The organism is Variovorax sp. P4_B11 (assembly GCF_056402355.1).
The window spans coordinates 1-22711 of record NZ_JBFUHO010000017.1; the positions used below are offsets into that span (position 1 = coordinate 1).

Genomic DNA, 22711 nt, shown 5'->3' on the forward strand with positions numbered 1-22711 from the left:
ATATAGGATATAGGCCCCGGCGGCGTTGGCCCGAATGCGATCAACGGTGGCCGGCCGAACGAAATAGCGCTCCAACATGACAACCTCCAATCTATGGTGGGAAGGGAGATTGATCGTCGCTCTCAGGGCCTCGCCTTATGTGCCTATCCTCAACGAAACTGCAAGGCTTGGCGCGGCGCTCAGGCCGGTTGGGCACATAACGCACCTGGGCACAAAACTACGATTTTGTTCCCGGGAACAAAATCGTAGATGCCCCGGCGCGCGATGCCGCCCAGCGCAGCGAACGAGCGGGTGTGGGCGTCGAACAGCATTTCGTGGCCCTGGCTCGGATAGGCCACCAACCAGAACGCTCGGCTCGCGCAAAGCTTCAGGTGCGAGACCTGCATGCGCCAGTAGATGCCGCCCACCACCAGCCCTTCCTCGCTCCAATCGAATTGGAACGCCTCACCAAGTTCAAACGCCAGCGGCACGAACGCCTTGGTCGCCGCACCTTGGCCCTCGCCCTGGCGCCAGGCCCGGATGAAGTCGGTGAGGCGGCTGTAGCCGCCTTGGTAGCCCTGCGCCTTGATCTCGGCATGCAGTGCTCGCGCCGTGCGCCGCTCGTGCTTGGGACGTCGTGAGTCAACGCGCAGAGACTGAATCAGCGCTTCGTGGAAGGCGCTCAGCTTGCCCGCTGCCGCCTCCCGGCGGTATCGAGGCTCGACCTCCGCCGGCGCCTTGACCCACTTCTTCACGGTGTTGCGCGACAGGCCCGTACGCCTTGCGATGTCGCTGAACGAGAGATGGTCGCGGAAGTGCATCCGCTTGACCTTGCCAATCATGTCCATGGTGATCACCTGTTCGCCCTGCTGAAATATTCAGCAGAACAGTTGAGCACCCTGGTCAATTTTGGATCGGCAGCCTCCGGTTTAGATGGTCAGTTTTCGGTCGGCGCCAACACTCTCGGGTGCAACGCCATCCGCGTTCGCGGCTGACGGGGGCACGGAAAGGGTGCGGTCAATCCTCTTGGCGACCCAGTACGGAGGAGCGGTGTGAGTTGTGGGGGCGCTCAGGGCCCCGACAGCCCCTTTGCTGAATCGAGGATGGAAGGGGGAAGGGCGTCGCATGCTGCGTGGCCAGATAGGAAATCACGAGTAGGACGCCCTGGACCCGAAGAGATAGACAACAGTTGTGGCCCAAAAGTGCCGTCTTTCCCAGGTGGACGCTACTCGCGCCTGTTTGATAAGTTGGCCGGGTGTCAGAAGGACACCTTGCGCCGTCTTCTGCTTCATCAACCACAATAGGACGCGCAGACGATAGTGCGTGGTTGACTCATACAGTGTGTCTCGCGCTTTCGGAGCGCGTCGGTTCAGATTGAGGATCTTGCTCTCATTTACGCCAACTGAAGCGGCAGCACGTTCAAGAGTAAATTTCACGGGTCGGCCGGGCTTGGCGAACCAGTCGGCCATTGCCGTCTCAATCGAATCTGAAAGTTCCGCATCACGCGCGGCGGTAAGTTGTTTGCCGCGATCCACTTTCCGGCTCCGACGCGAGTCATGCATCCATTCGCGATCTCGATAGTACGCCCTCGCGCATGCTTCCCGACGCTGATCGTACGAGCCGCTAGCAAGGATGACTTGCCGATCCTCGCTCACGGAAGGTATTCTCAACACTGAACGTTGGCGGGGTGCTAGCTGCCTCTCAAGCCAAGCACGATCGTTGAATACAAGGAACCAAAAGAGGAACCGCGATCTTCGGTGCAAGCGATGCCAGCTAAGGCGGCGCTTGGTGGACCGAATCATGGCGCGCACAATCTCGCGCGCTTGGGAGGTGCTTTCAATCTTGTCGAGTGACCTGCCCGTTGCATTGCTAACCGGACTGAGCTGGCTAATTGCTTGCTGTGCGCTTTCGTGATTGAAACCTAGTGCCACCAGGCAGGCGCAAAGCGTTGGCATAGTCTCTTGATCCAAGAACAACCGACTGGGTACTGGATTGGCCGTGCTTCGGTGCCAAGCACTGAGAATGGGGCCAAACATTTTGAGTACCACTTTGTCTAGATCGGTGTCTCGCTCCCGGCAGACCCGCCTAATGAAGGCAACTATCTCGCTGGCGGGCCTTGGAGCGTATCTGGAGTACAAGCAGTCATACTCGAACACCGCGAGTTGGCAAATGGGCGATAAGCTGTTCAAGGGCGGCTCACTGCATTGAGTCAGTTCAAAGCCGCAGTTCTCGCATCGCACCGAAACTCTCACAAAATCCGCCCTTGGAATCAGGACTCTGTCGCAACCAGGGCATTGATGAATCAGTCTCACGCCGTGCTCGTGACACACGAGCGATCCTGGAAGTTGATGACTCCGGCGCACGATGGGGACACCCGCGGCGCTGCCAAGGTCCTGTAGAAGACATGTGGGGCAGATCCTCAGATGCAGCCGCGGGTGGGACACCGCCAAGACGACTTCCAAGCGAGTAGGGAGTCGCGAGAGGGCTTCGACATGCCTTCTAGAAAGCTGACGTTGGGTATAGAAGCAAGCCCAGTATGGCTTGGTGCTAAGCCTCTGGATCAAATCGTCAAGACTAATCTCCAACTTCTCGGAAAGGTCGATCCATGTGGGCCTCAGTTCGCTAATATCCATTATTTGCCCTGCRCAGAGAGTCCTTGAAAACCCAAGCCATTTCAGGAATGAATACTTGGAGAGCACGGCGTTCTCATGGGCGAGGCGAGAGAAGTAGCTCCCCGCAATTTCGTCCGTCTCCCACTCTGGCATCCACGGAAAGGGGTACATGGACTACTCTTCCTCTTTCTGTGCGACTTTTGGCGCCGGCGCGCGGTTCAGGCCGGCGAGCTTGAGGGCCTTCCACTGAGGAAAGCAGCCGTTGATATCCGCTAGCTCGGCTCCCGCTCTGGCATAGCGCAGCTGCTGGAAGTCCATCACGCTCTCAACGTTTTGTTGCAGGGCTTCTCTGCAGCGGGGGAGGCGAGGAAGTTGCGATCGTAGGGAGGTCTGCGGTGCTACGGCGCGCATCAACGCGGACATGGAGAGCCGGCGCCTCGGTGAGCGGGCGCGTTGAGCGGAGGATGTCGCCTCGATGCGGCGGGCGTAGTTTTGATCGCGCTTTTCCCAATCGATCCTCGAACGCCGCGTCTTCCGAGTGGTCGAGGCCGGCGCGTGACCGGGACCAGCAATCAGCCAGTTTCGGTCGTGACGGTAGAGCCATGCGTACGCGGCTCCGTCCAGAACGCGACGCTGACGGACGGACGCGGAAACCAGGCCAGTGTTGATCCACCTCCTGCGATAGCCGCGAACAATCTCAGCACTAAGCACACCTTCTTCTTGCGGAAGTGAGAAGACCATACAGGCGCGGATTCGGTACACCGAACTCAACGACAACAACGCTTCCTTGGCGACTTGCGCGGCCGGGGCGCCGGTGCTCAGGCGCTGCTGGACGTGACTCAGACGATCGGGCGTTAACGACTTGCGTCGTTCGGCAATCGGAAGGCCGAGGACGCGCCTGCGCTTGACGACCGTTGACACCGACAGTCCCACTTCCATTGCCGCCGCCCGGCAGCTGACATCGCAATTGGAAACGGCGCTAGCAACCGCAGTGTTGTCCTCTGGAGTCGAAGCCGCCAGTGAATCCGGGACCGAGGCGCCCCTGGCCTTCGCAGCCGCCGCATAGGCGGTGAACGAACCGAACAAGCAGTCGATCAGAACGATGTGCGTCAGGGGATGTGCGAGCCTCTCAGGACGTTGAAACAGCGGATATAGCCAGCTCAGGACAGGTCCCGCGCGATCCGCAATTCGATCTCCCACCGCCCAGCCGCGAAAGCTGTCGTTGGTCTCAAGAATCAATGATGAGATCTTTTGCCACTTGGGCCGACCGGTCGGACTGCACAGGCCCATCTCCTTCAGTCTGGCCAGGTAGGTTCCGGTGCATAGGTCGCCAGTGAGCGAAGGGTCTTTCGAGTTGAGGGCCTCGAACGAGGACACAGCGAACGCGGTCAGGGAAGCCATCGATTGCCGGCCCACCACTATGGGTGTTCCTGCCATGGGAGGAAGCCGCAAAGCGCTACGTGCGCCGTCTTCGCTCTGGACAAGATGCTGAACGAGCGGCGTGCGATGAATCGGGCAGACCAGAACGCCCGGCAGGAGGTGGGCACGGTGCCAGTAGAGGACCCCTTCGTCGTCCCACGCGAGTCGATCACACTCCACGCACGAACGAAAGCTCGCTGTCGCCGAGAACCGCTGCGCGACCAGGCCAAGCCAGGTTTTCAGTGAGGGGCCGGGTCCGTGCGTGGCCCGAACAACGAGTTCCCGCCATCGCTCGGCTGGCATGAAGCGCCGGTGGTACGGATACTGGGTCGTTCTCTCGACGATCTTCGCTATCGAGGGATAGGGGCTGATTTCCGGCCACCGTTCAAGCATTGCGCCAATGTTCGACGGAAGATCCGCGCTGGAGATGGCCTTTGAGTCGCCGAACACGGAGCGAAGGAACCGTCGGCTGGAGCCTGCGCAGTTGTACGCGTCAACCCGCCCGAGGTAGCAGTAAAGCGCCTCGTCCTCCAGGTGTGAGGGTGTGTAGGGCAGGGCACCCAGCGAAGCCATGATGACGAAACTCAGAACGTGGGCTTGACGAAGGGGAGCACCACACCTCCCTTTGTCGATTTTGGCTTCGAGCCCGATGGGCCCTTGGTCGAAGCAGTAGGCTTCTTCTTGCCCTTGGATGTGGCGTTCGACTTTTTCTTGGGGGCGGACGTTTGCTGCTCCTCGCCGAATTCGTCGAACTCCGGCTCGGCTTCGCCGCTCTCCAGCGGCTCGTGCGCCCATCCGAGCTGGTCCAGTAGATCCATCAGGCCGCTCTTGGGAATCAAATCGTCGAACTTCTGAAGGTCAGCGGCATTTCCGGAGAGCAGTGCCTTGATCGCCGGCTTGAGGAGAACCATGTCCGTCTCGGCCACCCTCTCGAAGGAAAGGTCGTCGATCACCTCGCGATCGCCGATCTCGATTCTCTGCGCCAGTGAGAAGCTCATTGCGGTGAAGGCGGGGTTGCCGCCACTACAGGTGTGCCACGCATCCAAAATCTCCTTCCTCAGGGGACCAGGATGCTTGACGATGCGGTATACCCATAGGGCGCGGGCAAGCTCCACCCACTGGGGGTCGTCTCTGCGCATCACAGGGAACTTCGTCATCCCGCCGGATGTGAGCTTCCGAATATTTCTCACGCTGTTGGCGATCACGGGCTCCAACGCAGGCGTCGCCGACAACAAGAGCGAGACGCCAGCACGCTCGAGGATTTGGCTGAACATGTTGAGGACCATCTCAGCTTGTTTCCCTCGCGCGGCGCGCAAGTGCTGAAGGTCGTCAATGAAGATCAATCCGAGTGCCACAGCCCACGCGACCCGCCGCATCAGCAGCGTCATCAATGGGATTGTGCGTACAGCCTTGGCTTCCCTAGCGTAGTGAGTATTCTCGAGAATCATGTCGACGGTTTCGAACAACTGAACGCAGAAACCCAGCAGGGATGCGTCCTGCATGACTGCCATAGGAATGACCGGAATCTGCCTGCACCTGAAAGGACGTCCCTTGTATTGCGTGTGTTCAATCACGTGGCAATAGGGTGCGAAAACTGCCCCACCAAACGTCGTCTTTCCGCTGCCTGAAACGGCCATGATCAACTGTCCACAGGCGCTCGACTTGAAGGCGAGCGCTCGCAGAGCGGCGTCGCTATTCGCGGTTGCGAGTTGGCTGCGGTGTCGTTGGCCCTCGACGGTGAACGGATTTCGGCTCACGTATGCATCTCGAAGGTTGATCGTGGTGCTCGTGGCAGCATTTCGATATTCGGCAAACGGGTAGATCAACGATCCGATTCGCCCGAGCTCAGCGATCCTCACGAGATCACCTTTCTTCCTGTCTGCATCGGAGAATTTCGGTGGAAAGTATTCGATGCGGTCCAGGATCTCGTCCTTTGTTTCCTCCAAAGGCGGAAGCGCCTCAATGAAGGGATTTCCGTCGTACTTCCGAACCCCAGTGGGCTTGTAGTTTGCTGGTATGGATGAATATCGGATCATGATGGTCTCCGTTCGCTTGTCCGTTTGATAATCGAAGCGCGCTCTGCCTTCTCCAGCTCCCTCCAGCTAGGCGCCGAAGTTTTGCCTGTGGAAGGTGGCCGGCCTGCGGGTCGAGCAGGCTTCTTCCGCCCAGTGAGCGCCTCCTTCAGCTTGACGGTTTGACTACGGCGCCGAGCCCGTGTCTCATCCGGACTTGCACGGCGCGCGGGCTGGCGGGCGGTCGGCTGCCTCTTGGGCTTCGCGGAAACGTGTGCGATCTTGATGTCGTTCTTGGCCGTCGCCCACAGGAGCGCTCCGGGCTTCTTGAGCACTTCCTCTTCCTCCATCAACACCCCTTTTGTTTGCTGTCTGTCGGAGTCGTTCATTCGCCAATGGGACCACCCTCCGGTGCGGGTAACCACGTGAAGCTCCTCCCGGAAGGTCTTGTCGTAGTGGACTTCAACTGCCTTGGGTCGAGCGGTCGAGTTGTTCGCGAGAAAAAGGGCGGCGCGATCCACCGGCTCATATGAGCGCTTCTCGAACTTGACTCGACCATTGGAGATCGACCCGTTTCCCACGGAGAGAAGCTTGCGTAGTAGGTCGTTCTCCGTGAGCGCGGAGACGCGCGCACCGGTGATGTGCTCGCAACCCCAGAGGTATGCCTTGGCTGGAATGGGAGGGACGCCCGCCTGGATCAATTGGAGGTTGGCTTTCAGGGCCTTGTGGGGCTTGTTGTTGTGTTCGTCTACCACCTTCAGCACACACCTGTAGACATCTCGCAGGGAACTGGCAGCCGCCCTTTGGGCCTTCTTGGCGATTCGCCTTGACTTGGGGTCGGTCGGGCGCTCGGCATAGACGCCGCGCAGGCCGCTTCGAGCCATGTTCCGCTTAAGTTCTCGGATGGCTCGCTCGATCAATCGCGCGTTTGGAGTCTGGGGCGGCATAGTGAGGGACTCCATCTTCAAGCCCTCCACCGAGGCCTTCAGGTTGGCAATCGATTTGAGGTCGCTTCCCCTGTCGTGCGCGATCGCGAAGGGTGCGCGGGCACGGGGCCAGCGGTTCTCGTCAACTTCGATACCCAGGCAACGAAATCGCGCAGTCCGCGGGGTGAAGGCGAGAAGGAGGAGGTATTTGAGCTCCTCCCATGCCGGGGCGTTCAAGGTGACGTACACCGCCACGATAAACCGACTCCATCGGTCGATCATCAAGTAGATCCACGGTTTGTAGAGAAGAACAGCTTCTCCGTTCGCGTCCTTGCTTACGACATCGACTCTTCCTCCGGTCGCGTCAGCTTCGTAAATTTCGCCTGGGCCGCTTGCAAGTACGGATCTTCCGGGATCATTGCCTACGAGCGCGGGAATGTTGTCGAGGACCTCCTGTTCATAGTCCGTGTGTGCCTTCGTGTAGATCGCGAACTGGCGCTCGGTGACGGGCAGGACGCACCGCTCGTTGATGAAGTCGCCGAATTCTTTCGGGTGACTCTTGGCAAACTCGACCTTCATGTATTCGTCATGAGCCGTCGTTAAGTCGGATTTGTTCTTGCCGGTCCTCTTGGCGGCCTTGATCATGTCTCCAATGTCATCGTTCGAAACGACAAATGTGTTGTCGCCCAAGTCGGCAGCCTCCACGGGCTGGCGCCCCCGACGTTTGGGTGCGGGTTTGGCCTTGGTGCTTTCGTAGGCCTTGCTTGTCCCACGGTCAGGACCGGGAACGAGAGGGGTTAGCCCCTCCTGCACCCGACCGAAGTAGTAGAAGCGGAGTAACGTCCGAGCCACGGTGGTGTAGCTCATCTTGAGTTCATCCGCGCGCTTCTGAATCAGCGCTTTGAACTGACCGCGATTCAGGTTGCTCTCCACATCAAATTTTTTGACCAGCGCTGAGATCCATCCGAAGGCGATCTCGTCGGTCCGTTCAGTTTCCCGAAGCTCCTTCTTGCGCGAGATCTCCGGTTGCTCTCCAACCGGATGCCTTCGAAAAAGCTCTTCAGGTAGTTCGACCTTGAAAAGCCCACATTTCCCAGCCTTGAGGTCTTTCTCGACATCGCGTCTGCCCAACGCTCGGGGTCTTCTGGCTGCCCTCGCGCCGGAGGCCGTCGTATAGGCCATAACATAGATTCGCGCGTTGAAGAGGTGCGTGATTCGAAGGGACGGCGCCGCGTCGCGGCCCTTGTACCGAAGCAGCAGTCCAACGGCGAGCGTCGTTGTGCCAGCACTGACCAAGCCGTCTGTCTTCATGGCAAAAGGATGAGGGAATGATCCAGGCTTATGGGCCTGTGAAGGTCCACGTGGATCAGGTTGGACCACGCACAGTACCGAAAGAGGCTCACCCCATCACGTTGCCGCGTTCTTGAGGCGGCGCGGCAAACGAGCTCCTCTAGAGGTGTCGCGATCTCGAAGCCGCGCTGAAATGCGTCGGCGAAGCGTCGTGCGGCCTCCTCCCGAGGCGTGTAGCAGTCCACGAACCATTGGCGGATGAAACGGAGACTGCTCAGGAGTTCCCGTGTCAACTCGCTCGCCTCCACGCAGGCCCAGTCAATTCCGACCTCGGTGCACCACTGGTGCTCGATGTCCAGCCGGGCCGCGACCTCTGCTTTTGCGACATCTTTCTTGGTCTTGAGGCTCCGTGCCAGTGGAACGATCTTCGAACCAGCGCGTCTGCTGATGATGAAGTCAATCGTGAATGGCGCTGGATAGCGTCCGCGGTAGGGATGGCGGATATGGGACTGAGCGCAAAGCCGCATCGTGCTTTGAAGATCCAGGATCGGCCACTGCTCTTGAATGTCAGAATTTTCCGGATTGCGTTCTTCCAGCAGGAAGTAAGTCGCCTCGAGCGAGGAAAGAAAGTGAAACGGTCGATCGATTCTGATGCCGAGGAAGTTCGAGCATGTGCCACGAGATCCGAATTCGGAAACCTTGATCCATGATTGGTAGGCGGCGCCTTCGCCTAGGCCGATCCCTTTTTTGATGGCGGCCTGAAGGTATGGCGGATACACCGATGGGTCATGTGGCCAGTCCATAGCCGCAACCACCTGATCGTATGTGTCTTCCGAGGCGAGCCTCGTGCGTTCCCGGGGAACTTATCAGTTCCATTTCCCGGTGGGAGGGAGTGTGCAGCTAGCCTTCGTCGCGTGGGCCAGATGTACCCTGTTGCTGTGGGCGAGAGTAGGTCAGCTCAATGCCCTGCAGCGGCCTTGCGGCGGGCCCCGCGAACTCCTTCATCGAGTTGGAGGGTCCTTTGCAACGTGTCCATGGTCCTAGCTTAGTCGCCAGATTTCAAGTTTCAAGAACGTAGACGCGCAAGCAATCGCGGTGCGTGACACGTTACCGGCCGGCGCCTCACGCTGGATCCACTGCGATAGGCGTAAGCGATTGCGTGTGCGCAGACTGATCGAAGCCGACGGAGATTAATTCGGCATGGCACTGCAATCTCCGTCGAGTCGTTACAGGCGCAGGCTCCTGGTGTCACTATGAGTTTGCTGGTGCTGTTCCAAGATGATCTAGCGCGCCGGGGCCAAGCGGGATCAACGCTGCGCAAACGGCTCGAAGCCGCTGCGCGGCGCACAGGGTCAACATCCGGTTCAGACTGTCTGCTGTCCTTCGAATTCGGCTGGCGAATGACGGCGGCCGCCGAAACCCGACCTTGGCCCTTTTTTGTGACGAACGGCCGGTCTACTTTGGAACTTGACCTCGCCGACATCGTTTAGGAAGTTCGAGTTCGACGCCGGCGTCGTGGACACATTGTCTCCATGGAAATCGGCCGCGATTCACTCGATGCGCTCCTCGCTCACCTTGACGCCGAAGGCTGGATGGACTGCCCTTGAGGCAACAGTCGCAGCCAAGATCGGAGGTTCGGCGAGCAGGCTCTTTGCCCCCGTAGCCGACCTCCGCGGCGCGCGAGCAACAATTTCTGTCGGATTGAGAACTCCAGACTCAGGCTTCTGCCGAAGCGGTGGAAAATCGTTGTGAGTACTCTCTCGGGCTTACGCCTAGCCGACGGGCAAATGCCTTTCGGAGCACGTCGACGCTCCGATAACCACACCGCCGCGAAATCTCCTCCAAAGAGCGCCCACCGAATTCCAGCGCCCTGCAGACGGCTTCAAGGCGCGCTTCTTCGACGTACTTCGCCGGCGTAGTGCCCAACTCTCGCTCGAAAATTCGAATCAGCGTTCGCACACTGGTGGCCGACTTGTCCGCAAGGACTTCAACCGTGAGGTCTGTGTGCAGATGTTCGGTAATCCAGGCACGTAGCTCCTCAAGCTTCGAACTGAGCCCATGCTGCGCTTGCAAGGACACACTGAACTGTGCCTGTCCGCCAGGACGCTGCAGGAAAAGGACCAGATTCCTGGCGATTTCCAAAGCGATGTCACTGCCCAGGTCCTCGCCCACCAGGGCGAGCGCGAGGTCGATGCCCGCCGATATGCCGGCGGAAGTGTACACGTTGCCGTCCTTCACCCAGATTGGGTTCGCATCGACTCGAACCGCAGGATAGAGTTCGGCCAGACGTCGCGCCATTGCCCAGTGCGTCGTCGCCCGACGGCCATCCAGCAAACCCGCGTCGGCGAGAGCAAAAGCTCCCACGCATATCGAGCACACCCGCTTCACTGAGCGCGAGCGCGTTCGAATCCACTCGATGGCCGTGCGATCCAGGCTTAGCTCAGGGCTGAACCCTGAGGTCACGACCAACGTGTCGATGGGCTTGCTTGAACGTCGCTCTTGCTCGAGCGTGCGGTGTGCTGTCAGGGCGATTCCTGTTTCACTCTGCAGATTGAGGTTGCTCCCTGAGCACACCAGCTCGAGGTTGTACGGCGGAGGTTGCGACCCATTTAGGCGATTCGCTAGCGTAAAGACCTCTGCCGGACCGATGACATCGAGGGCAACCACCGGTGGCAAGCCGAGGATCACGATGCGTCTTCGCGCCACTTGGGGTGGCTTGCCGGGCAGCTTTCGTTTGGTCATCGTGGTCTCCGTCGGGTAGTTCCATTTCGGCATAAATCGTCCATAAACTGTCACTTACGTCTTGCCATCAACTCCTACAGTGAAGGCCTGTCAACGAAACCTTCGGAGCACGCGACATGGAAACTCCCATCCTCATCGAATCAGCGCTCCGAGTTCTGCACTGACCCGCAAGGCATCCTCGCTCGTAGAGCGGGTATGCACCCGCGACGAAGAACCATGTGCACCGAACCTGGTGGTGACGGCTAGTGCAGGCTCTGCATCGCGACGCCTCCTGCCGTACGCAAGCCGACGACACCTTGCCTCGGCAAGTGCGCTTTGTCCGCCCGCCTAATCTGCTCAGCAGACGGCAGACTCATGGGAGGACCGCCAGGGTCAGCCAGTTTGCAACTAGTGAGGCTTACCGCTGCCGTGTGCTCGTGAAAAGCCAGATGTCAAAGCTCTCCACAGGAGAATTGAAATGACTCCACTAGACAGAAACCCGACATCCCGCCGCGAGCTCCTGTTCGCAGCTGCCGCCGGCGGTTTGCCGCTCTTCCTGCCGATTTCAGCTCGCGCAACCGAGGTTTCATACAACCTTGCGCCTCCAATGGCCTCGGCGGTCCCATACCGTGAGCATCGCATACCGCATGACGGCCACATGACTTACGCTCGTGAATATCCGGGGCAGGGTCCTGCCTACGTCATGATGCACGGATTCCCGGACAATCTCCACATTTACGACTACGTTATACCGTACCTGACGAAGGCTGGCCGGCGCGTTGTCGTTTTCGACTTTCTTGGCTTCGGACAGTCAGAAAAGGTTGCATCTGGGGACTTTCGCTACACGTTCGATCAGCAGGTAGGCGACTTGGCTGCCGTGGCCGACGCGCTGAAGCTCAAAAAGTTCATTCCGGTCGGTCACGACGCCGGCGGTCCGATTGCCGTCAACTATGCGATCGACCATCCTGATCGGATCGAGTGGCTTTGTCTGATGAACTGCTATTACGCAGAATCGCCGACGTTGAGGCTTCCGGAGATCATCGAAGTATTTGGAAACCCATCGCTGAAAGACCTCGCGGACACGCTTCTGAACACGCCTGAGATGATGAACTGGCTACTGAGCTTTCAGGACAGCCACTTCCAGGCCAAAATGCCTCCCGCGCTCCAGGAACGCTTCAACGGTATCCTGCGGCCGATCGTTCGCGAAAACTTCGCGGCCGGGGCAGGACCAGCTTTTCGTCAGATGACCTCTCAGGTCAGGGACAACGTGGCCTACAACACGACCCGACTTCCCGATGTTCGCAAGTTCGCTCCGAAGGTGTCTCTCATCTGGGGAACTGAGGATCCCTATCTGACTCCGGAAGCCGCCAATGCAATCGCAGCGAACTTTCCACATGCCACGGTAAAGTCGGTGGAGGCTGGCCATTGGCTGATGATCGACAGACCCGAGGAGGTCGGGAGGCTTATTCTGCAAGGGGCATAGGTGCTAACCCAGAGGCAGTCGAATGTCATCATGCTGCTTGCGGCGGAGCGCTCCGAGAACAAGTTCATGCCCGTCGATCCGGTGGCACGCGCCAGGTCTGTGGGCGCTTTTTCTATCTTCTGACTGACGTCATCGCGGTAAGTCACAGTGCAGTCCGATTTGAGCAAATCGGTGCGAGCGCTCAAGCCTCGTACATCAATGAACTGGCAAGAGCCTCACTCATCGAGGCGGAAATAATGCCGGACTCGGCAGGGTTCATGGCTGGCGATACGTTTTCGCTTGCCGACATTGCGGAATTTGCCAACGCCAATGCTTCCAGCGGCAGCATTCAGCGGCCGAATCACCCCGCACCTATGCGCTGGTTTCAGGAAATCGCACAACGCTCCGCCGTAGTCCATGGACTGAAGGCATTCGAATGAGAGCCTTACGTGGAAGCTGAATGTCGAGCATTTGTCCGATACTTCCCCCCACGAGCTTGCTAAGTCCCGGTTGAATCCTTCAACCTGAAATCCGACGTCGACCGCCGGATCTTCCAAAAGTGGTTTTGTCGAGAATGAGTCGACAAGAAGGGGACATTGACGATAAAGGTTCAAGCTTTGAGGAGCGAATCACCAAGCTTCTGGCAGCACAAGGCTTTGATGCAAAGAACATCCAGGTGCAGAGGGGAGCGGACCGAGCCACTTACGACTATGACGTGGTGTTCTCGTGGGACGAGTACGTGTTCCTTTTCGAGTGCAAGAATCGCAGCTTGCCTGGCGGCAGCCCCATCGCAATGTATTACTTCGACCACTCAATCGGATAGTTATCAGCAAGGCAGTCGCGGCAGTCGCGCCGAATGGCTGTCTGAAACGGTGATCGCTAAGTTCAATGAACTTCGCAGAGTAGGTGCGAGCGCTGAGCAGATCGCCGCAGCGATCAAGTCGAATCCCGTTGGTGCGTCGGTTTACTGATCATGCTCCGAATCACAGACCGACTCGGGTGGAGCAAACGGGGCATACGAGCTGATTTCTGCCTTACGCAGGTGGGCTCAGCACACAGCAGGAACCGGTCACCGTGACCGGGTAGTCTGGCAAACCGCTGCCGAGGTCAAGCGGATGCACGATGTTACGCGGTTGCAAAAAGGGCTGATCTCGCGTCGTGGACCACGCTATCTATTGTGCGTCGAAGGTTCGCACATCCGTTCCCGCTAAGCAGTCATCCGATCTGGCCGACGGAGTCTTGCATGCGCGGCACGAAACGGATTAACAGCGCAGACTAGAGTCAAGTCTTCAGCACTCCACACGCCTGCGCGTCTGACGCTCCGCTCTTGCGTTTACCGCCGATGTAGCGCTGTCGAATCCGGCGGTTCGCCCGATCCCGTGCTCCCGTATCCGGCACAACGCCGAAGCGTCGGCGAAATTCACCGGGAGTCAGGCCGGTTATACGAAAGAAGACCTTCCTGAAGGAGCCTGGATCACCATAACCCACATCCCACGCGATTGACGCCACAGGCGATGTGCTGAACTGCAGCAACTCTCGTGCTTTCCCAACACGAAGGCGCTGGCAGTAATCGATGGGCGTAAGCCCGGTCGCCCTTCTGAAGCGTCGAAGCAAGGTTCGCTCTTCCAATCCAGCACAGGACGCTAGCGACGTAAGATCCGCTTCTTTGGCGCCCGTCGACTGCAACCAGTGTTGGACCTTCAGCACTGCGGTGTCTCCATGGGTGAAAACGGGAGAGAAGGCGCTGTAGAAGCGCTGCTCTTTGCCACCAGGAAGATCAACCAGCAGAAATCGGGCAGTTTCGGCCATGATCACAGGCCCCATGAAGCGGTCCACCAAGCGAAGGCCCACATCTATCCAAGCCATCATTCCCCCCGCGCTCAGGATATCCCCGTCATCGATGATGAGCCTGTCTATGTCTAGACGGACATCGGGAAACCTAAGTCCAAACTTGTGTGCGTGAGCCCAATGGGTAGTCGCTGTGCGTCCGGCCAAGAGGCCGGTCTCAGCTAGCACAAAAGCCCCGCCACAGATCGAAGCGAGAGTTGCGCCACGACGGTGCTCGCTGACGAGCCAGTCAGCATAAGGCCTGGCATCAACCGCTCGTGGAGGCTCCCATGTGCTGGGAGGAAGGACCAGGACCGCCGGCGCAACCTCCCCCTTCTGCGCTCGCTCCGCTCCCCCTTTTGAGGGTATGCCACCCGGTTCAGACAGCCTCCAATGACTCACGCGGAACAAGCTTGCCGGCTCAGCGCAGTGCTGCAGCATGAGGCGATTGGCTGCCTCAAACAGATCCGTCAATCCATAGACAGCGGCAAGCTGAACGGCCGAATAGACGATGACGCCGATCTCCGTCTCTCGGAAACTCTTCATGTCGGGATCACCCCTTGAAAATGTCGATATTGACACTATGCATCTTCAAGCTTCGACGCGAAACTGTCTAGAAAATGTTCTTCAACCACCTCAAAGGATAGGAAATGCCGGATAAAACGACTGCGCCCGCAAACGTAACTCCCGTAACTCCCGTAACTCCCGTAACTCCCGCTTGGCGAATAGCCGGTGAGTGGTTCGACATTTGCTCCTGCAACTCGCCCTGTCCGTGCACCTACGCCCAACCGCCGACCGGCAACCACTGCGAGGTCCTATGGGCATATCGAATCAACGAGGGGCAATATGGGAAGGTGGATATGGCTGGACTCAAGATCGTCCTGATCTCGGCATTCGACGGGAACCTTTGGGACGGCGCTATGTTGGACTCGGGCGTCATCTTCGACGCGTCAGCAAATGACGAGCAACGAGCCGCGCTAGTGGCAATCTTCACAGGGCAGGCCGGTGGCTGGATGACGCAATTTGTGCCAACACACGTGCGCAATCTTCGAGGTGTTGAATTCGCGAACATTACCGTCGAAATTGGCCGCGCACTCGAGCATTGGAGCGTCAAGGTGGAAGATAGAGTTGAGGCGAGCGGCAAGCCGATGAGCGGCCCGACGTCAGACCCCACCAAACTACTCCAAAGTTTCAACCCCCCTGGCAGCGAAGTAGGTCCCACGAGCGATCCTGTGACCTGGGGCAAGAGCGTGGTAGGCCGTTGGGACGCCTTCGGCTTTGATCAGGTCATTCCGGCCGGCCAAGCCAGCAAGCACATTCCATTTGACTGGCATGGGCCTGACGCACCATGAGTGCGAACCTGCCCGTCACAGGCGCGCCGCCCAGGCGCGCCTTGAAGTTCAGCAGTTGGGCGATCATGATCGTGACCATAAGTGTCGCATCATGGCTCGCCGTGCTGGTCTTCATGTCAGAGATGGACGAAGGACCTGGAACTCCTCTTCACAACCTTCCAGTTTTCCTTCTTGGTTGGACCGTTATGTTGACCGCCATGATGCTTCCATCCGAACTGAGTTACGTTATCGCTTATGGCGCCGTCCTTAAGGCTCGGGGGCGAAGTTCAGCGGCACGCTCAAGGGCGTTGATCTTCTTTGTATCCGGCTACGGAATAGCGTGGGTCGCCTATGGCCTCGGCGCGTACGCTCTCGATTCCGCCGTTCGAGCCGTCAACCCCACATTTATCGCATGGAACCGGGCTGGCCCCCAGTTGGCGGGTGCGGTTTTGATCGGTGCGGGCTTCTATCAACTCTCGAGCCTCAAACACTCGTGCTTGATGGGATGTCGGTCACCACTTTCATTTTTTGCTCGGCACTGGCGAGAAGGAAACTTCGGTGCCACGGCCATGGGAGTYCGGCATGGGCTCGTCTGTGTTGGCTGTTGCTGGGCGTTGATGGGAGTCATGTTCGCTGTTGGCGCTATGAGCTTGACATGGATGGCCCTCCTGACTGCCTTCATGTTTGCAGAAAAAGTGTTGCCGAAAGGACGCGCTCTCGCAGTGCCAATCGCGATTTTTCTCTGGGGAATGGGACTATGGATTGCAATATCGCCAGACACAGCCCCGCTGCTCAAAGACCCAATGATATTTGGAAGTGTCTGCAAGGGGCTGCTCTGACGCATAGGCGAGCTTCGAGCTTGGTCGACACAGACAACAATTCTGAGGTCCCTGCCACCCCAGAAGCGACACGACGCTTTGGGGCGGAACTACCTCTATCTTTCTCACAAATCCAACAAGCGACCGAGTCAGTACCTCATTCGTGCGCCAGGTTGATACTGGAAAAGGGCGGTCAGCTTCATTCTGTGCATGCTCTCCAAAGTGGGAATCAGCGGGCCGGCGAACAGCGACGCGACCGCCGAAACGACAGAGCGCAACGCTCTGCCTGACTCGTCCACCTGTCCCGGTCTGGTGGCGCGGCAGGACTTATTGGTTACCGCTATGAGGTCGAACGGTAGCCGGCGGCGCGTAGTCCCATATCAGGGCGTCGAGCGAAGGTCGCGTACGCTCCGACCGAGTTTCCGACGCAAGAGCGCACGCAGAGTGACTCCGTCTGCATAGCCAACCTGCTCAGCCACTTGGTCAATGCTGTCGTGGCCGGTCTGCAGCAGGTGTACTGCGTGTTCGACTCTCAGATCCTGAAAGAATCCGAGAGGCGACTTGCCAAGCGTGTGCCGTAGTCGCCGGGCCAGCGTGCGTTCACTCGTACCTACTGAGAGCGCGGCTTCGGCGAGGGAGAAGCCATTCGCGAGATTGCGGCGCGCCCAGGCTTCGAAGCGTTCGACTAGAGGGTCGGCGTGTGCGAGGTGGTCAGGGATCGCGTAGGCGGCTTGCGACGCACGCGAGTCAACAAGGAGGTAGCGAGCGGTCAGGGCCGCTAGCGCCGGACTGCGACGTCGCACGAGACCTAGGGCGAGGTCCACATGGGCCAGTGCCGCGCCAGCTGTGACGAAAGGTGCGGAAACGACCATCATTCGCGAATCATCGAGCGAGACGCGTGGGTAGCGGCGGCGAAAGAGGGGGGCTAGCCACCAAGACGTCGTCGCCGAATGGCCGTCAAGCAGCCCGGTCTCCGCGAGCACGAAAGTCGCCGAGCAGGCGGCCCCAATCCAAACGTCCTCGCGCGACTTCGCGATCATCGCTGACTTGATGTCGCGCAAGTCTGGCCGCTCAAGCGCGGCCTCTATCGCCTCGGGCATGACTACGCCTATGGCTGGCGTGATCATCGCGTCGGGCCGCGATGCACGATCAAACAACTTGACTGGTATCAACAACCCGCTGGCCGTTCTGACTCGGTGTCGTGTGCCGACGAGCGTTACGTTGAGAGGCGCGGGCGGCGGATCGAGCGTACCGGCGAGCTGGTTTGCGTAGCTGAAGGTGTCTAGCACCGCAGATAGACCGATGTCCGCGACGCCGTCGATGACAAGTACGTGAATTTCCATGGCGGGAATGATATCAAAATAGGCGAACTCGCCACTTCGTTAGATCGCGTGACCTTCCTAAAGTATGGGCTTCTTCGAAGACACATTTCCCGGTGACGGGAAGAAAGGAACACATGGTTAAGTTCGCCATCCTCGCCCAAGTTGAGGCCAAGCCAGGCAAGGAAGAAGTTGTGGCCCAGTTTCTTGCGGGCGCGTCGCCGCTCGCGGCAGCCAGAACTCATGAACTCAAAACACAGTCAGGATATAGAAATGAAAAGTGCATCTAGCTCATCGAGCGCCCTCGATATCTCGGTTGGCTCTGTAGCTTGGGGAGAGGCCACTAGAGGGGTCCTAAGCGAAATCGAGAAGGGCCAACTTCTCGAGAACTTTAAGTTCATCTTCAGTCAGGAACGGCTCGATTCCGAGCGGCGTCGACTGGGGCTCTTGAATCCGAAGTTCATTCCTCTGGCTGATCTCGCTCCGCCCGACACCAGGATGGTGAGAGAGTCGCTGGAACTTGTGCAGGGAATATACAAACCGACTCTGTTGCGGCACTGCTGGCGCACGTACTTCTTCGGAGCACTAATCGCGGCGCACGATGGAGTTGACTTTGACCGTGAGCTTGGCTTCACAGCGTGCATGCTTCACGACCTCGGCCTGACGCCGACATCAGATCCGCAACCGTGCGAATGCTGCTTTGCCGCAAGTGGCGGGGTGCATGCGCGTGACTTCTTGCTGAGCAAGGGGTTCGCTCGTAATCATGCAGATACGGTTGGACATGCAGTCGCCGTTCATCTGAACTATCACGTTCCGTCAGAGGAACATGGTGCTGTCGCATTCTTGGTGACCAGGGGTGCAATCTGCGATGTGTTTGGTACAGGTACCTCTCGCATGTCAGATCAGTCGATCAAGGATGTGCTTGCCGAGTATTCGCGAGATGAGCTTTACACAGTTTTCAGTGCTTCCGCGTTCGAGCATTTGGCCGGCACGCGATTTGAAGTGTCTTTCAAAGCGGTTACTGACGGGGAAATCGAAATATTTCCACATCCGCTTGATAGGGCCCCCTACGGATGAAGGTGATGAACTCCCACCCCGACCTGGCCTCGACGTCGCGCCGTTCAATCTGACGCACCATCCGTCAATCTTGGTGCCTACGGGAAGAGCGATGGACTTCCGGTCGGCTTGATGTTGACGGGGCGGCACTTCGAAGAGGCGACGCTTTACGGAGCGGCGCAGGCAATTTCCGAGTGACTATATGGTCCGCACCATTCGACGTACGAGCGGTCGCGCAAGGTGACGTCGGTCAGGTCCGTTGTACCGAGCAGGTGCGCAGCGATCCTCAGGAGGCGCTGCGGTCGGGCCTGTCGCGGTTGTGCTGAAGGCTCAGGACGCTTCCCCTGGAGTAGTGGCCCGCCGGATCGAGTTTGAGGTGCGCCCCCAGGACGTCGTCCAACGAAAGGTCAGCATAGAGGATGACCTCCTCGCCGACCACTGGCCCCGCGATGATCTTTCCCCCGGGCGCCACGATCATCGAGCCGCCGTCATTGATCATGTCTCGCCCCTCAGCGACTAGGTTGCGCAAGGGAAAGCTCGTGGGAATGTCTTGTACGCGGAGCAGGCCAGACACCGACGCTGCGTAGATGCGGCCTTCCATGGCGATGAATTGAGTGATGTTTTCAGTGACGTTCAGGTCGCCGGGCCAAGTCGCAATGTGGAGCTGCTCGCCCTGCTGGTACAGCGCCTGGCGAGCGAGAGGCTGCCAGTTTTCGTAGCAGTTGAGGCCGCCAATCTTGAAGTCGCGCCAAGACTGCACCTGCAAACCGTGTCCGTCACCGTCCGCCCACACCAGCCTTTCGTGGAACGTGGGCTTGAGCTTCCGGTGGACGTTGACGATGCCGTGGTCTGGATGAATGGCGACCAGTGACGCGTAGACCGAGCCGCCGGACCCCGACCGTTCCACGATGCCGATGTAGATGAATACACCTCGGTCCGAGGCTTCTTTCGCGATTGCTGCGAGCTCCGGACCATCTGTGCTGACTGCCGACTTGAGGTAGGCGATCTGGCCGACACGCATCAGCTCATCATTGGTTGAAACGCTTGGGTGCCTGGCCCAGATCGGGTATCCAGACAGGAACACCTCCGGGAACGCGACCAGTTCAGCACCGGAAGCGGCCGCCTCGCGTATCAGCCCCAGAACCTTGTCGGTCGTGGCTGAAGAGTCCAAGAAAACTGGGGCGGCTTGTATGACTGCAATTTTCATATGGGGCGTGGGCGTCGTCTGGCAGTGCCATCCTGGAGGCGTCATGAACGCCGCGTGTGGCCCGAGTGCGAGCCGTCAGAGGCTAACAGCTTTGGTGACTGATATCGAGGGCGGGAGCCGCCCTCGACAGGATCTGGGATGCAGGAAAGCGTCTCTTCGCGTCCCGCCAGCCTTCGACGGAGTCGTGCGGGACGACGCCTACGACTAGAGGGCCGGATTTCGCGGCCACTTCTTGAGCCCGTCGTTCGGTGTGCAGTAATGCTTTGCCGTGTCAGCAAAGATCTGGATCTCTGGCTTCACCCAGCTATCGTCGTCGAGCGTCGCAGCCTTCACGGCAGCCAGGTTGCCGAACCCCTCCATCTCCGTGGACAGAGGCGATCCGCAGTTGCCGCAGAAGTTTCGCACCACGGGCTTGCCCGTGTCGCCCAGCACTACGTACTGCCTTCGAGCCTCTCCTTCGAAGATGATGCTCTTCGTCGGCACCAGCACGTTCACCGAGAACGCGGTTCCCGTCTGCTTCTGACAATCGGGGCAGTGGCACATGATCTGCACTGCCGGCTCTTCGTCTGAGTGATAGCTAACCTGACCACACAGACACCGTCCTCTAATCTTGCCCATCGTGAAACTCCTTGAATGCATTAAGGTTGAACATGGATTGGCGGGTGCCAAGCCGACTTGCTGGGGATCTAGTTCTAGTTCTCCGCTGCTTCCCGTCTTCTAGATCAGGTGGGTCCCTGATTGGTTGAATAGGATCGAGTTGTTCTCTGCGTTGGCAGTCTTGGTGAACTGCGCCTCCTTGTGCAGGCTAATGGCGGTGCGCACGGCGGGGCGTTCCTTAATGCGTGCTCTCCAAGAAGCGACGCGAGGGAAGGCCTGAAGGTCAACGCCGAAGTTCTTCGCGATGAAGACCCAGGGGAAAGAAATCATGTCGGCGATGGAGTAGTCGGAAAGCACGTAGTCGCGATCCGACAGGCGAGCCTCAAGGACTGCCAAGGTCCGTTCGTACTCCCCCTTGTAACGCTTGAGCGAATAGTCCTGGCCAGGGGGCGCATAGTTCACGAAGTGGCTGAGCTGTCCAGCCATCGGGCCTTGATTTCCTACCTGCCAGAACAGCCACTCGAGCAGTTCCTTTTGCTCAGCACCCGTCGGAGCCCCGAACCGTCCGCACTTCTCGGCCAGATACAGGAGGATGGCGCCGCTCTCGAACACGGAGACCTGACCATTTTTGCCGGAGTGGTCGACGATTGCCGGAATCTTGGCGTTCGGGTTGATCTTCCGGAACTCCGGGCTGAGCTGGTCGCCCTGCGTCAGGCTTAGGAGCACGGTGTTGTGCTCGATGCCCGACTCGGCGAGCATGATGGCGACCTTCCAACCGTTGGGCGTCGGTGAGAAATAGAAGTCAATCATGCGGTGAACTCGTTTTCATCGATGGGAGAAACGGAGTCAATCAAGGCGATGTCGACGCCAAAATCATGCAGTACGACCCGCGTGTGCTCACCAAGGCTTGGGGCACCTAGGCGGACCGAGGTCGGAGTCCGGGAGAAGACCGCGGCGTGCCTTGCCTGGCGCAGCTTGCCCGCGAGGGGGTGGTCGTATTCGATGATCGTGCCGTTGGCCTCGACCTGAGGGTGCTTGCGCATCTGGGTACGCGTCAGCACCTGAGCGTGAGGGACGTCTGCGCGCTCTAGCCGGTCAACGAGCTCTTTGACGGTGAACTCGCTGATGGCGTCTTGGATGGCCTGCAGGCGTGCATCACGATTGATCTCACGAAGCTCTGCGGTCGAGAAACGTTGGTCAAGAAGCAAATCGAGGCGATCGACGGCGCCTGCGAAGTCTCGCCAGTGCTTGTCTTGCATGATGGACACGCTGACATAGCCGTCCTGGAGCTTGTAGATAAGGTCGATGAAGGATTGAGACTCCTCTCGTTCGAGCTCGTCCCCGACGAACGTGTGACCGTTCATGTCAGAACTCCATAGGAACCCCACCACGGTGTCCAGCATTGATACGGTGATCTCCTGGCCCTCACCCTGCCGCTCGCGTGCATAAAGCGCCGCCGCAATCGCTTGGGCGGTCTGGTAGCCGGTGAGCTTGTCAGGAAGGACCGTTCTGACCAGGCGTGGTCGATCGTCGTCAGAGCCGCCCTGAACCGTGGTCAGCGACGAGACGGCTTGGATCAGGGGATCGTAGACCGGCTTGTGTACCAGTGGTCCTTCGAAGCCAAAACCTGCGATGGAGGCGTAGATGAGTCGAGGGTTGAGCGCCCGCATCTCTTTGGGCCCGATGCCCAGCCGTTGGGCCACGCCCGGGCGGAAGTTTTGGACCAGGACGTCGGCCTTCTTGATGAGCTCCTTCAGGACGGCGATCCCTGCTGCCGACTTCAGGTCGAGCGTGACAGAACGCTTGTTCCGGTTGTTGTTTACGAAGGCTGCCGAGAAGCCGTTGCGGCGGGTCGCGAGAGCTCGCGAGTAGTCACCGCCGTCGGGGGTCTCGATCTTGATGACATCAGCACCCTGGTCGGCCAGCATCATCGTGGACAGCGGTCCGGAGATGACAGTCGTCAGGTCGATGACGCGGATTCCCGTCAAGGGACCGTGCTTGAGATCAGGAGTGTTGGAGTCCATTGCCGTAGTGGGAGTGGTTAAGTTCGAGGTAAGCGTACCGTTGGGGAAGCGATGCCCGCAACGGAAATGAATGCGCCCCAGGCTGAAAAAAATTCATCCTCCAGATGTAGT

19 protein-coding genes and 3 pseudogenes are annotated in these 22711 nt (G+C 58.9%); 7 read left to right on the forward strand and 15 right to left on the reverse strand.

All coding sequences use genetic code 11. The features are described from left to right. Nucleotides 1-242: 242 nt before the first annotated feature. The 8 genes and pseudogenes from istA to AC1DYD_RS16800 all read right to left on the reverse strand — a co-directional run. Nucleotides 243-827, reverse strand: a pseudogene (gene istA, locus AC1DYD_RS16765) (IS21 family transposase); the annotation flags it as partial. 300 nt (nt 828-1127) lie between these two features. Further along, nucleotides 1128-1514 (reverse strand): hypothetical protein, encoded by a 387-nt coding sequence (locus AC1DYD_RS16770; RefSeq protein WP_478174001.1) that lies wholly within the window; start codon nt 1512-1514, stop codon nt 1128-1130. A 780-nt stretch (nt 1515-2294) separates the two neighbouring features. Further along, nucleotides 2295-2762 (reverse strand): annotated as a pseudogene (locus AC1DYD_RS16775) (TniQ family protein); the annotation flags it as partial. Nucleotides 2763-2765: 3 nt separating this feature from the next. Beyond that, complete coding sequence (locus AC1DYD_RS16780; protein ID WP_478173882.1) at nt 2766-4583, reverse strand: TnsD family Tn7-like transposition protein; 1818 nt, start codon at nt 4581-4583, stop codon at nt 2766-2768. A gap of 11 nt (nt 4584-4594) precedes the next feature. Further along, nucleotides 4595-6046, reverse strand: a complete 1452-nt coding sequence (locus AC1DYD_RS16785) for an AAA family ATPase (RefSeq protein WP_478173883.1) — start codon at nt 6044-6046, stop codon at nt 4595-4597. Further along, nucleotides 6043-8259 carry a hypothetical protein gene (locus AC1DYD_RS16790; RefSeq protein WP_478173884.1) on the reverse strand — a complete coding sequence of 739 codons (2217 nt, stop codon included), beginning with the start codon at nt 8257-8259 and terminating at the stop codon, nt 6043-6045. The genes AC1DYD_RS16785 and AC1DYD_RS16790 overlap by 4 nt, the downstream gene beginning before the upstream one ends. After that, nucleotides 8256-9041, reverse strand: a complete 786-nt coding sequence (locus tag AC1DYD_RS16795) for a TnsA endonuclease N-terminal domain-containing protein (RefSeq protein ID WP_478173885.1) — start codon at nt 9039-9041, stop codon at nt 8256-8258. The genes AC1DYD_RS16790 and AC1DYD_RS16795 overlap by 4 nt, the downstream gene beginning before the upstream one ends. A 913-nt stretch (nt 9042-9954) precedes the next feature. Continuing rightward, nucleotides 9955-10980 (reverse strand): GlxA family transcriptional regulator, encoded by a 1026-nt coding sequence (locus tag AC1DYD_RS16800; RefSeq protein ID WP_478173886.1) that lies wholly within the window; start codon nt 10978-10980, stop codon nt 9955-9957. A 457-nt stretch (nt 10981-11437) separates the two neighbouring features. Here AC1DYD_RS16800 and AC1DYD_RS16805 point away from each other — a divergent pair, with 457 nt between their 5' ends. The 3 genes from AC1DYD_RS16805 to AC1DYD_RS16815 all read left to right on the forward strand — a co-directional run bounded on the left by AC1DYD_RS16805 (nt 11438) and on the right by AC1DYD_RS16815 (nt 13244). Continuing rightward, nucleotides 11438-12442: an alpha/beta fold hydrolase gene (locus AC1DYD_RS16805; protein WP_478173887.1), complete on the forward strand. Its 1005-nt coding sequence runs from the start codon at nt 11438-11440 to the stop codon at nt 12440-12442. 236 nt (nt 12443-12678) lie between these two features. After that, complete coding sequence (locus AC1DYD_RS16810; protein WP_478173888.1) at nt 12679-12861, forward strand: glutathione S-transferase family protein; 183 nt, start codon at nt 12679-12681, stop codon at nt 12859-12861. Between the two features lie 134 nt (nt 12862-12995). Further along, complete coding sequence (locus AC1DYD_RS16815; protein ID WP_478173889.1) at nt 12996-13244, forward strand: PDDEXK family nuclease; 249 nt, start codon at nt 12996-12998, stop codon at nt 13242-13244. Between the two features lie 458 nt (nt 13245-13702). On the opposite strand, the gene AC1DYD_RS16820 is transcribed toward AC1DYD_RS16815, so the two are convergent. Both AC1DYD_RS16820 and AC1DYD_RS16825 read right to left on the reverse strand, forming a co-directional pair. Then, a complete protein-coding gene (locus tag AC1DYD_RS16820; protein ID WP_478173995.1) occupies nt 13703-14230 on the reverse strand; it encodes a helix-turn-helix domain-containing protein in 528 nt (175 codons plus the stop codon). Nucleotides 14231-14266: 36 nt separating this feature from the next. Then, a pseudogene (locus tag AC1DYD_RS16825) lies at nt 14267-14794 on the reverse strand (DJ-1/PfpI family protein); the annotation flags it as partial. A gap of 104 nt (nt 14795-14898) precedes the next feature. On the opposite strand from AC1DYD_RS16825, the gene AC1DYD_RS16830 reads away from it, so the two are divergent. After that, nucleotides 14899-15600, forward strand: coding sequence for a DUF1326 domain-containing protein (locus AC1DYD_RS16830; RefSeq protein WP_478173890.1), 702 nt, complete (start codon nt 14899-14901; stop codon nt 15598-15600). 65 nt (nt 15601-15665) lie between these two features. Further along, entirely contained in the window at nt 15666-16418 is a 753-nt protein-coding gene (locus AC1DYD_RS16835) for a DUF2182 domain-containing protein (RefSeq protein WP_478173891.1), read from the forward strand. 359 nt (nt 16419-16777) lie between these two features. Here the strand turns inward: AC1DYD_RS16835 and AC1DYD_RS16840 are convergent, their stop codons facing one another. Continuing rightward, nucleotides 16778-17740 carry a GlxA family transcriptional regulator gene (locus AC1DYD_RS16840; protein WP_478173892.1) on the reverse strand — a complete coding sequence of 321 codons (963 nt, stop codon included), beginning with the start codon at nt 17738-17740 and terminating at the stop codon, nt 16778-16780. 113 nt (nt 17741-17853) lie between these two features. Here AC1DYD_RS16840 and AC1DYD_RS16845 point away from each other — a divergent pair, with 113 nt between their 5' ends. Both AC1DYD_RS16845 and AC1DYD_RS16850 read left to right on the forward strand, forming a co-directional pair. After that, on the forward strand, nt 17854-18006 hold the full coding sequence (locus AC1DYD_RS16845; protein WP_478173893.1) for a hypothetical protein: 153 nt from the start codon (nt 17854-17856) through the stop codon (nt 18004-18006). Further along, nucleotides 17990-18793 carry an HD domain-containing protein gene (locus tag AC1DYD_RS16850; protein ID WP_478173894.1) on the forward strand — a complete coding sequence of 268 codons (804 nt, stop codon included), beginning with the start codon at nt 17990-17992 and terminating at the stop codon, nt 18791-18793. Before AC1DYD_RS16845 ends, AC1DYD_RS16850 begins: the two co-directional genes overlap by 17 nt. A 265-nt stretch (nt 18794-19058) precedes the next feature. On the opposite strand, the gene AC1DYD_RS16855 is transcribed toward AC1DYD_RS16850, so the two are convergent. The 4 genes from AC1DYD_RS16855 to AC1DYD_RS16870 form a co-directional block, all read right to left on the reverse strand. Further along, the gene (locus AC1DYD_RS16855) at nt 19059-19979 is read right to left on the reverse strand and encodes a carbon-nitrogen hydrolase family protein (RefSeq protein ID WP_478173895.1); all 921 of its coding nucleotides are present in this window, start codon (nt 19977-19979) and stop codon (nt 19059-19061) included. 204 nt (nt 19980-20183) lie between these two features. Beyond that, nucleotides 20184-20618: a GFA family protein gene (locus AC1DYD_RS16860; protein ID WP_478173996.1), complete on the reverse strand. Its 435-nt coding sequence runs from the start codon at nt 20616-20618 to the stop codon at nt 20184-20186. A 78-nt stretch (nt 20619-20696) separates the two neighbouring features. Then, nucleotides 20697-21386 (reverse strand): glutathione S-transferase family protein, encoded by a 690-nt coding sequence (locus tag AC1DYD_RS16865; protein ID WP_478173896.1) that lies wholly within the window; start codon nt 21384-21386, stop codon nt 20697-20699. Further along, nucleotides 21383-22600, reverse strand: a complete 1218-nt coding sequence (locus AC1DYD_RS16870) for a CaiB/BaiF CoA transferase family protein (protein WP_478173897.1) — start codon at nt 22598-22600, stop codon at nt 21383-21385. Before AC1DYD_RS16870 ends, AC1DYD_RS16865 begins: the two co-directional genes overlap by 4 nt. Nucleotides 22601-22711 lie beyond the last annotated feature (111 nt).

Excerpts from the sequence above, each read along its gene's own strand:
- AC1DYD_RS16785 (WP_478173883.1), bottom strand. The coding sequence starts at position 6,046 with ATGATCCGATATTCATCCATACCAGCAAACTACAAGCCCACTGGGGTT.
- AC1DYD_RS16790 (WP_478173884.1), bottom strand. The coding sequence starts at position 8,259 with ATGAAGACAGACGGCTTGGTCAGTGCTGGCACAACGACGCTCGCCGTT.
- AC1DYD_RS16870 (WP_478173897.1), bottom strand. The coding sequence starts at position 22,600 with ATGGACTCCAACACTCCTGATCTCAAGCACGGTCCCTTGACGGGAATC.
- AC1DYD_RS16810 (WP_478173888.1), top strand. The coding sequence starts at position 12,679 with ATGCCGGACTCGGCAGGGTTCATGGCTGGCGATACGTTTTCGCTTGCC.
- AC1DYD_RS16830 (WP_478173890.1), top strand. The coding sequence starts at position 14,899 with ATGCCGGATAAAACGACTGCGCCCGCAAACGTAACTCCCGTAACTCCC.
- AC1DYD_RS16780 (WP_478173882.1), bottom strand. The coding sequence starts at position 4,583 with ATGGCTTCGCTGGGTGCCCTGCCCTACACACCCTCACACCTGGAGGAC.
- AC1DYD_RS16805 (WP_478173887.1), top strand. The coding sequence starts at position 11,438 with ATGACTCCACTAGACAGAAACCCGACATCCCGCCGCGAGCTCCTGTTC.
- AC1DYD_RS16850 (WP_478173894.1), top strand. The coding sequence starts at position 17,990 with ATGAAAAGTGCATCTAGCTCATCGAGCGCCCTCGATATCTCGGTTGGC.
- AC1DYD_RS16800 (WP_478173886.1), bottom strand. The coding sequence starts at position 10,980 with ATGACCAAACGAAAGCTGCCCGGCAAGCCACCCCAAGTGGCGCGAAGA.
- AC1DYD_RS16820 (WP_478173995.1), bottom strand. The coding sequence starts at position 14,230 with ATGGCCGAAACTGCCCGATTTCTGCTGGTTGATCTTCCTGGTGGCAAA.
- AC1DYD_RS16860 (WP_478173996.1), bottom strand. The coding sequence starts at position 20,618 with ATGCATTCAAGGAGTTTCACGATGGGCAAGATTAGAGGACGGTGTCTG.
- AC1DYD_RS16845 (WP_478173893.1), top strand. The coding sequence starts at position 17,854 with ATGGTTAAGTTCGCCATCCTCGCCCAAGTTGAGGCCAAGCCAGGCAAG.
- AC1DYD_RS16840 (WP_478173892.1), bottom strand. The coding sequence starts at position 17,740 with ATGGAAATTCACGTACTTGTCATCGACGGCGTCGCGGACATCGGTCTA.
- AC1DYD_RS16855 (WP_478173895.1), bottom strand. The coding sequence starts at position 19,979 with ATGAAAATTGCAGTCATACAAGCCGCCCCAGTTTTCTTGGACTCTTCA.
- AC1DYD_RS16815 (WP_478173889.1), top strand. The coding sequence starts at position 12,996 with ATGAGTCGACAAGAAGGGGACATTGACGATAAAGGTTCAAGCTTTGAG.
- AC1DYD_RS16795 (WP_478173885.1), bottom strand. The coding sequence starts at position 9,041 with ATGGACTGGCCACATGACCCATCGGTGTATCCGCCATACCTTCAGGCC.
- AC1DYD_RS16865 (WP_478173896.1), bottom strand. The coding sequence starts at position 21,386 with ATGATTGACTTCTATTTCTCACCGACGCCCAACGGTTGGAAGGTCGCC.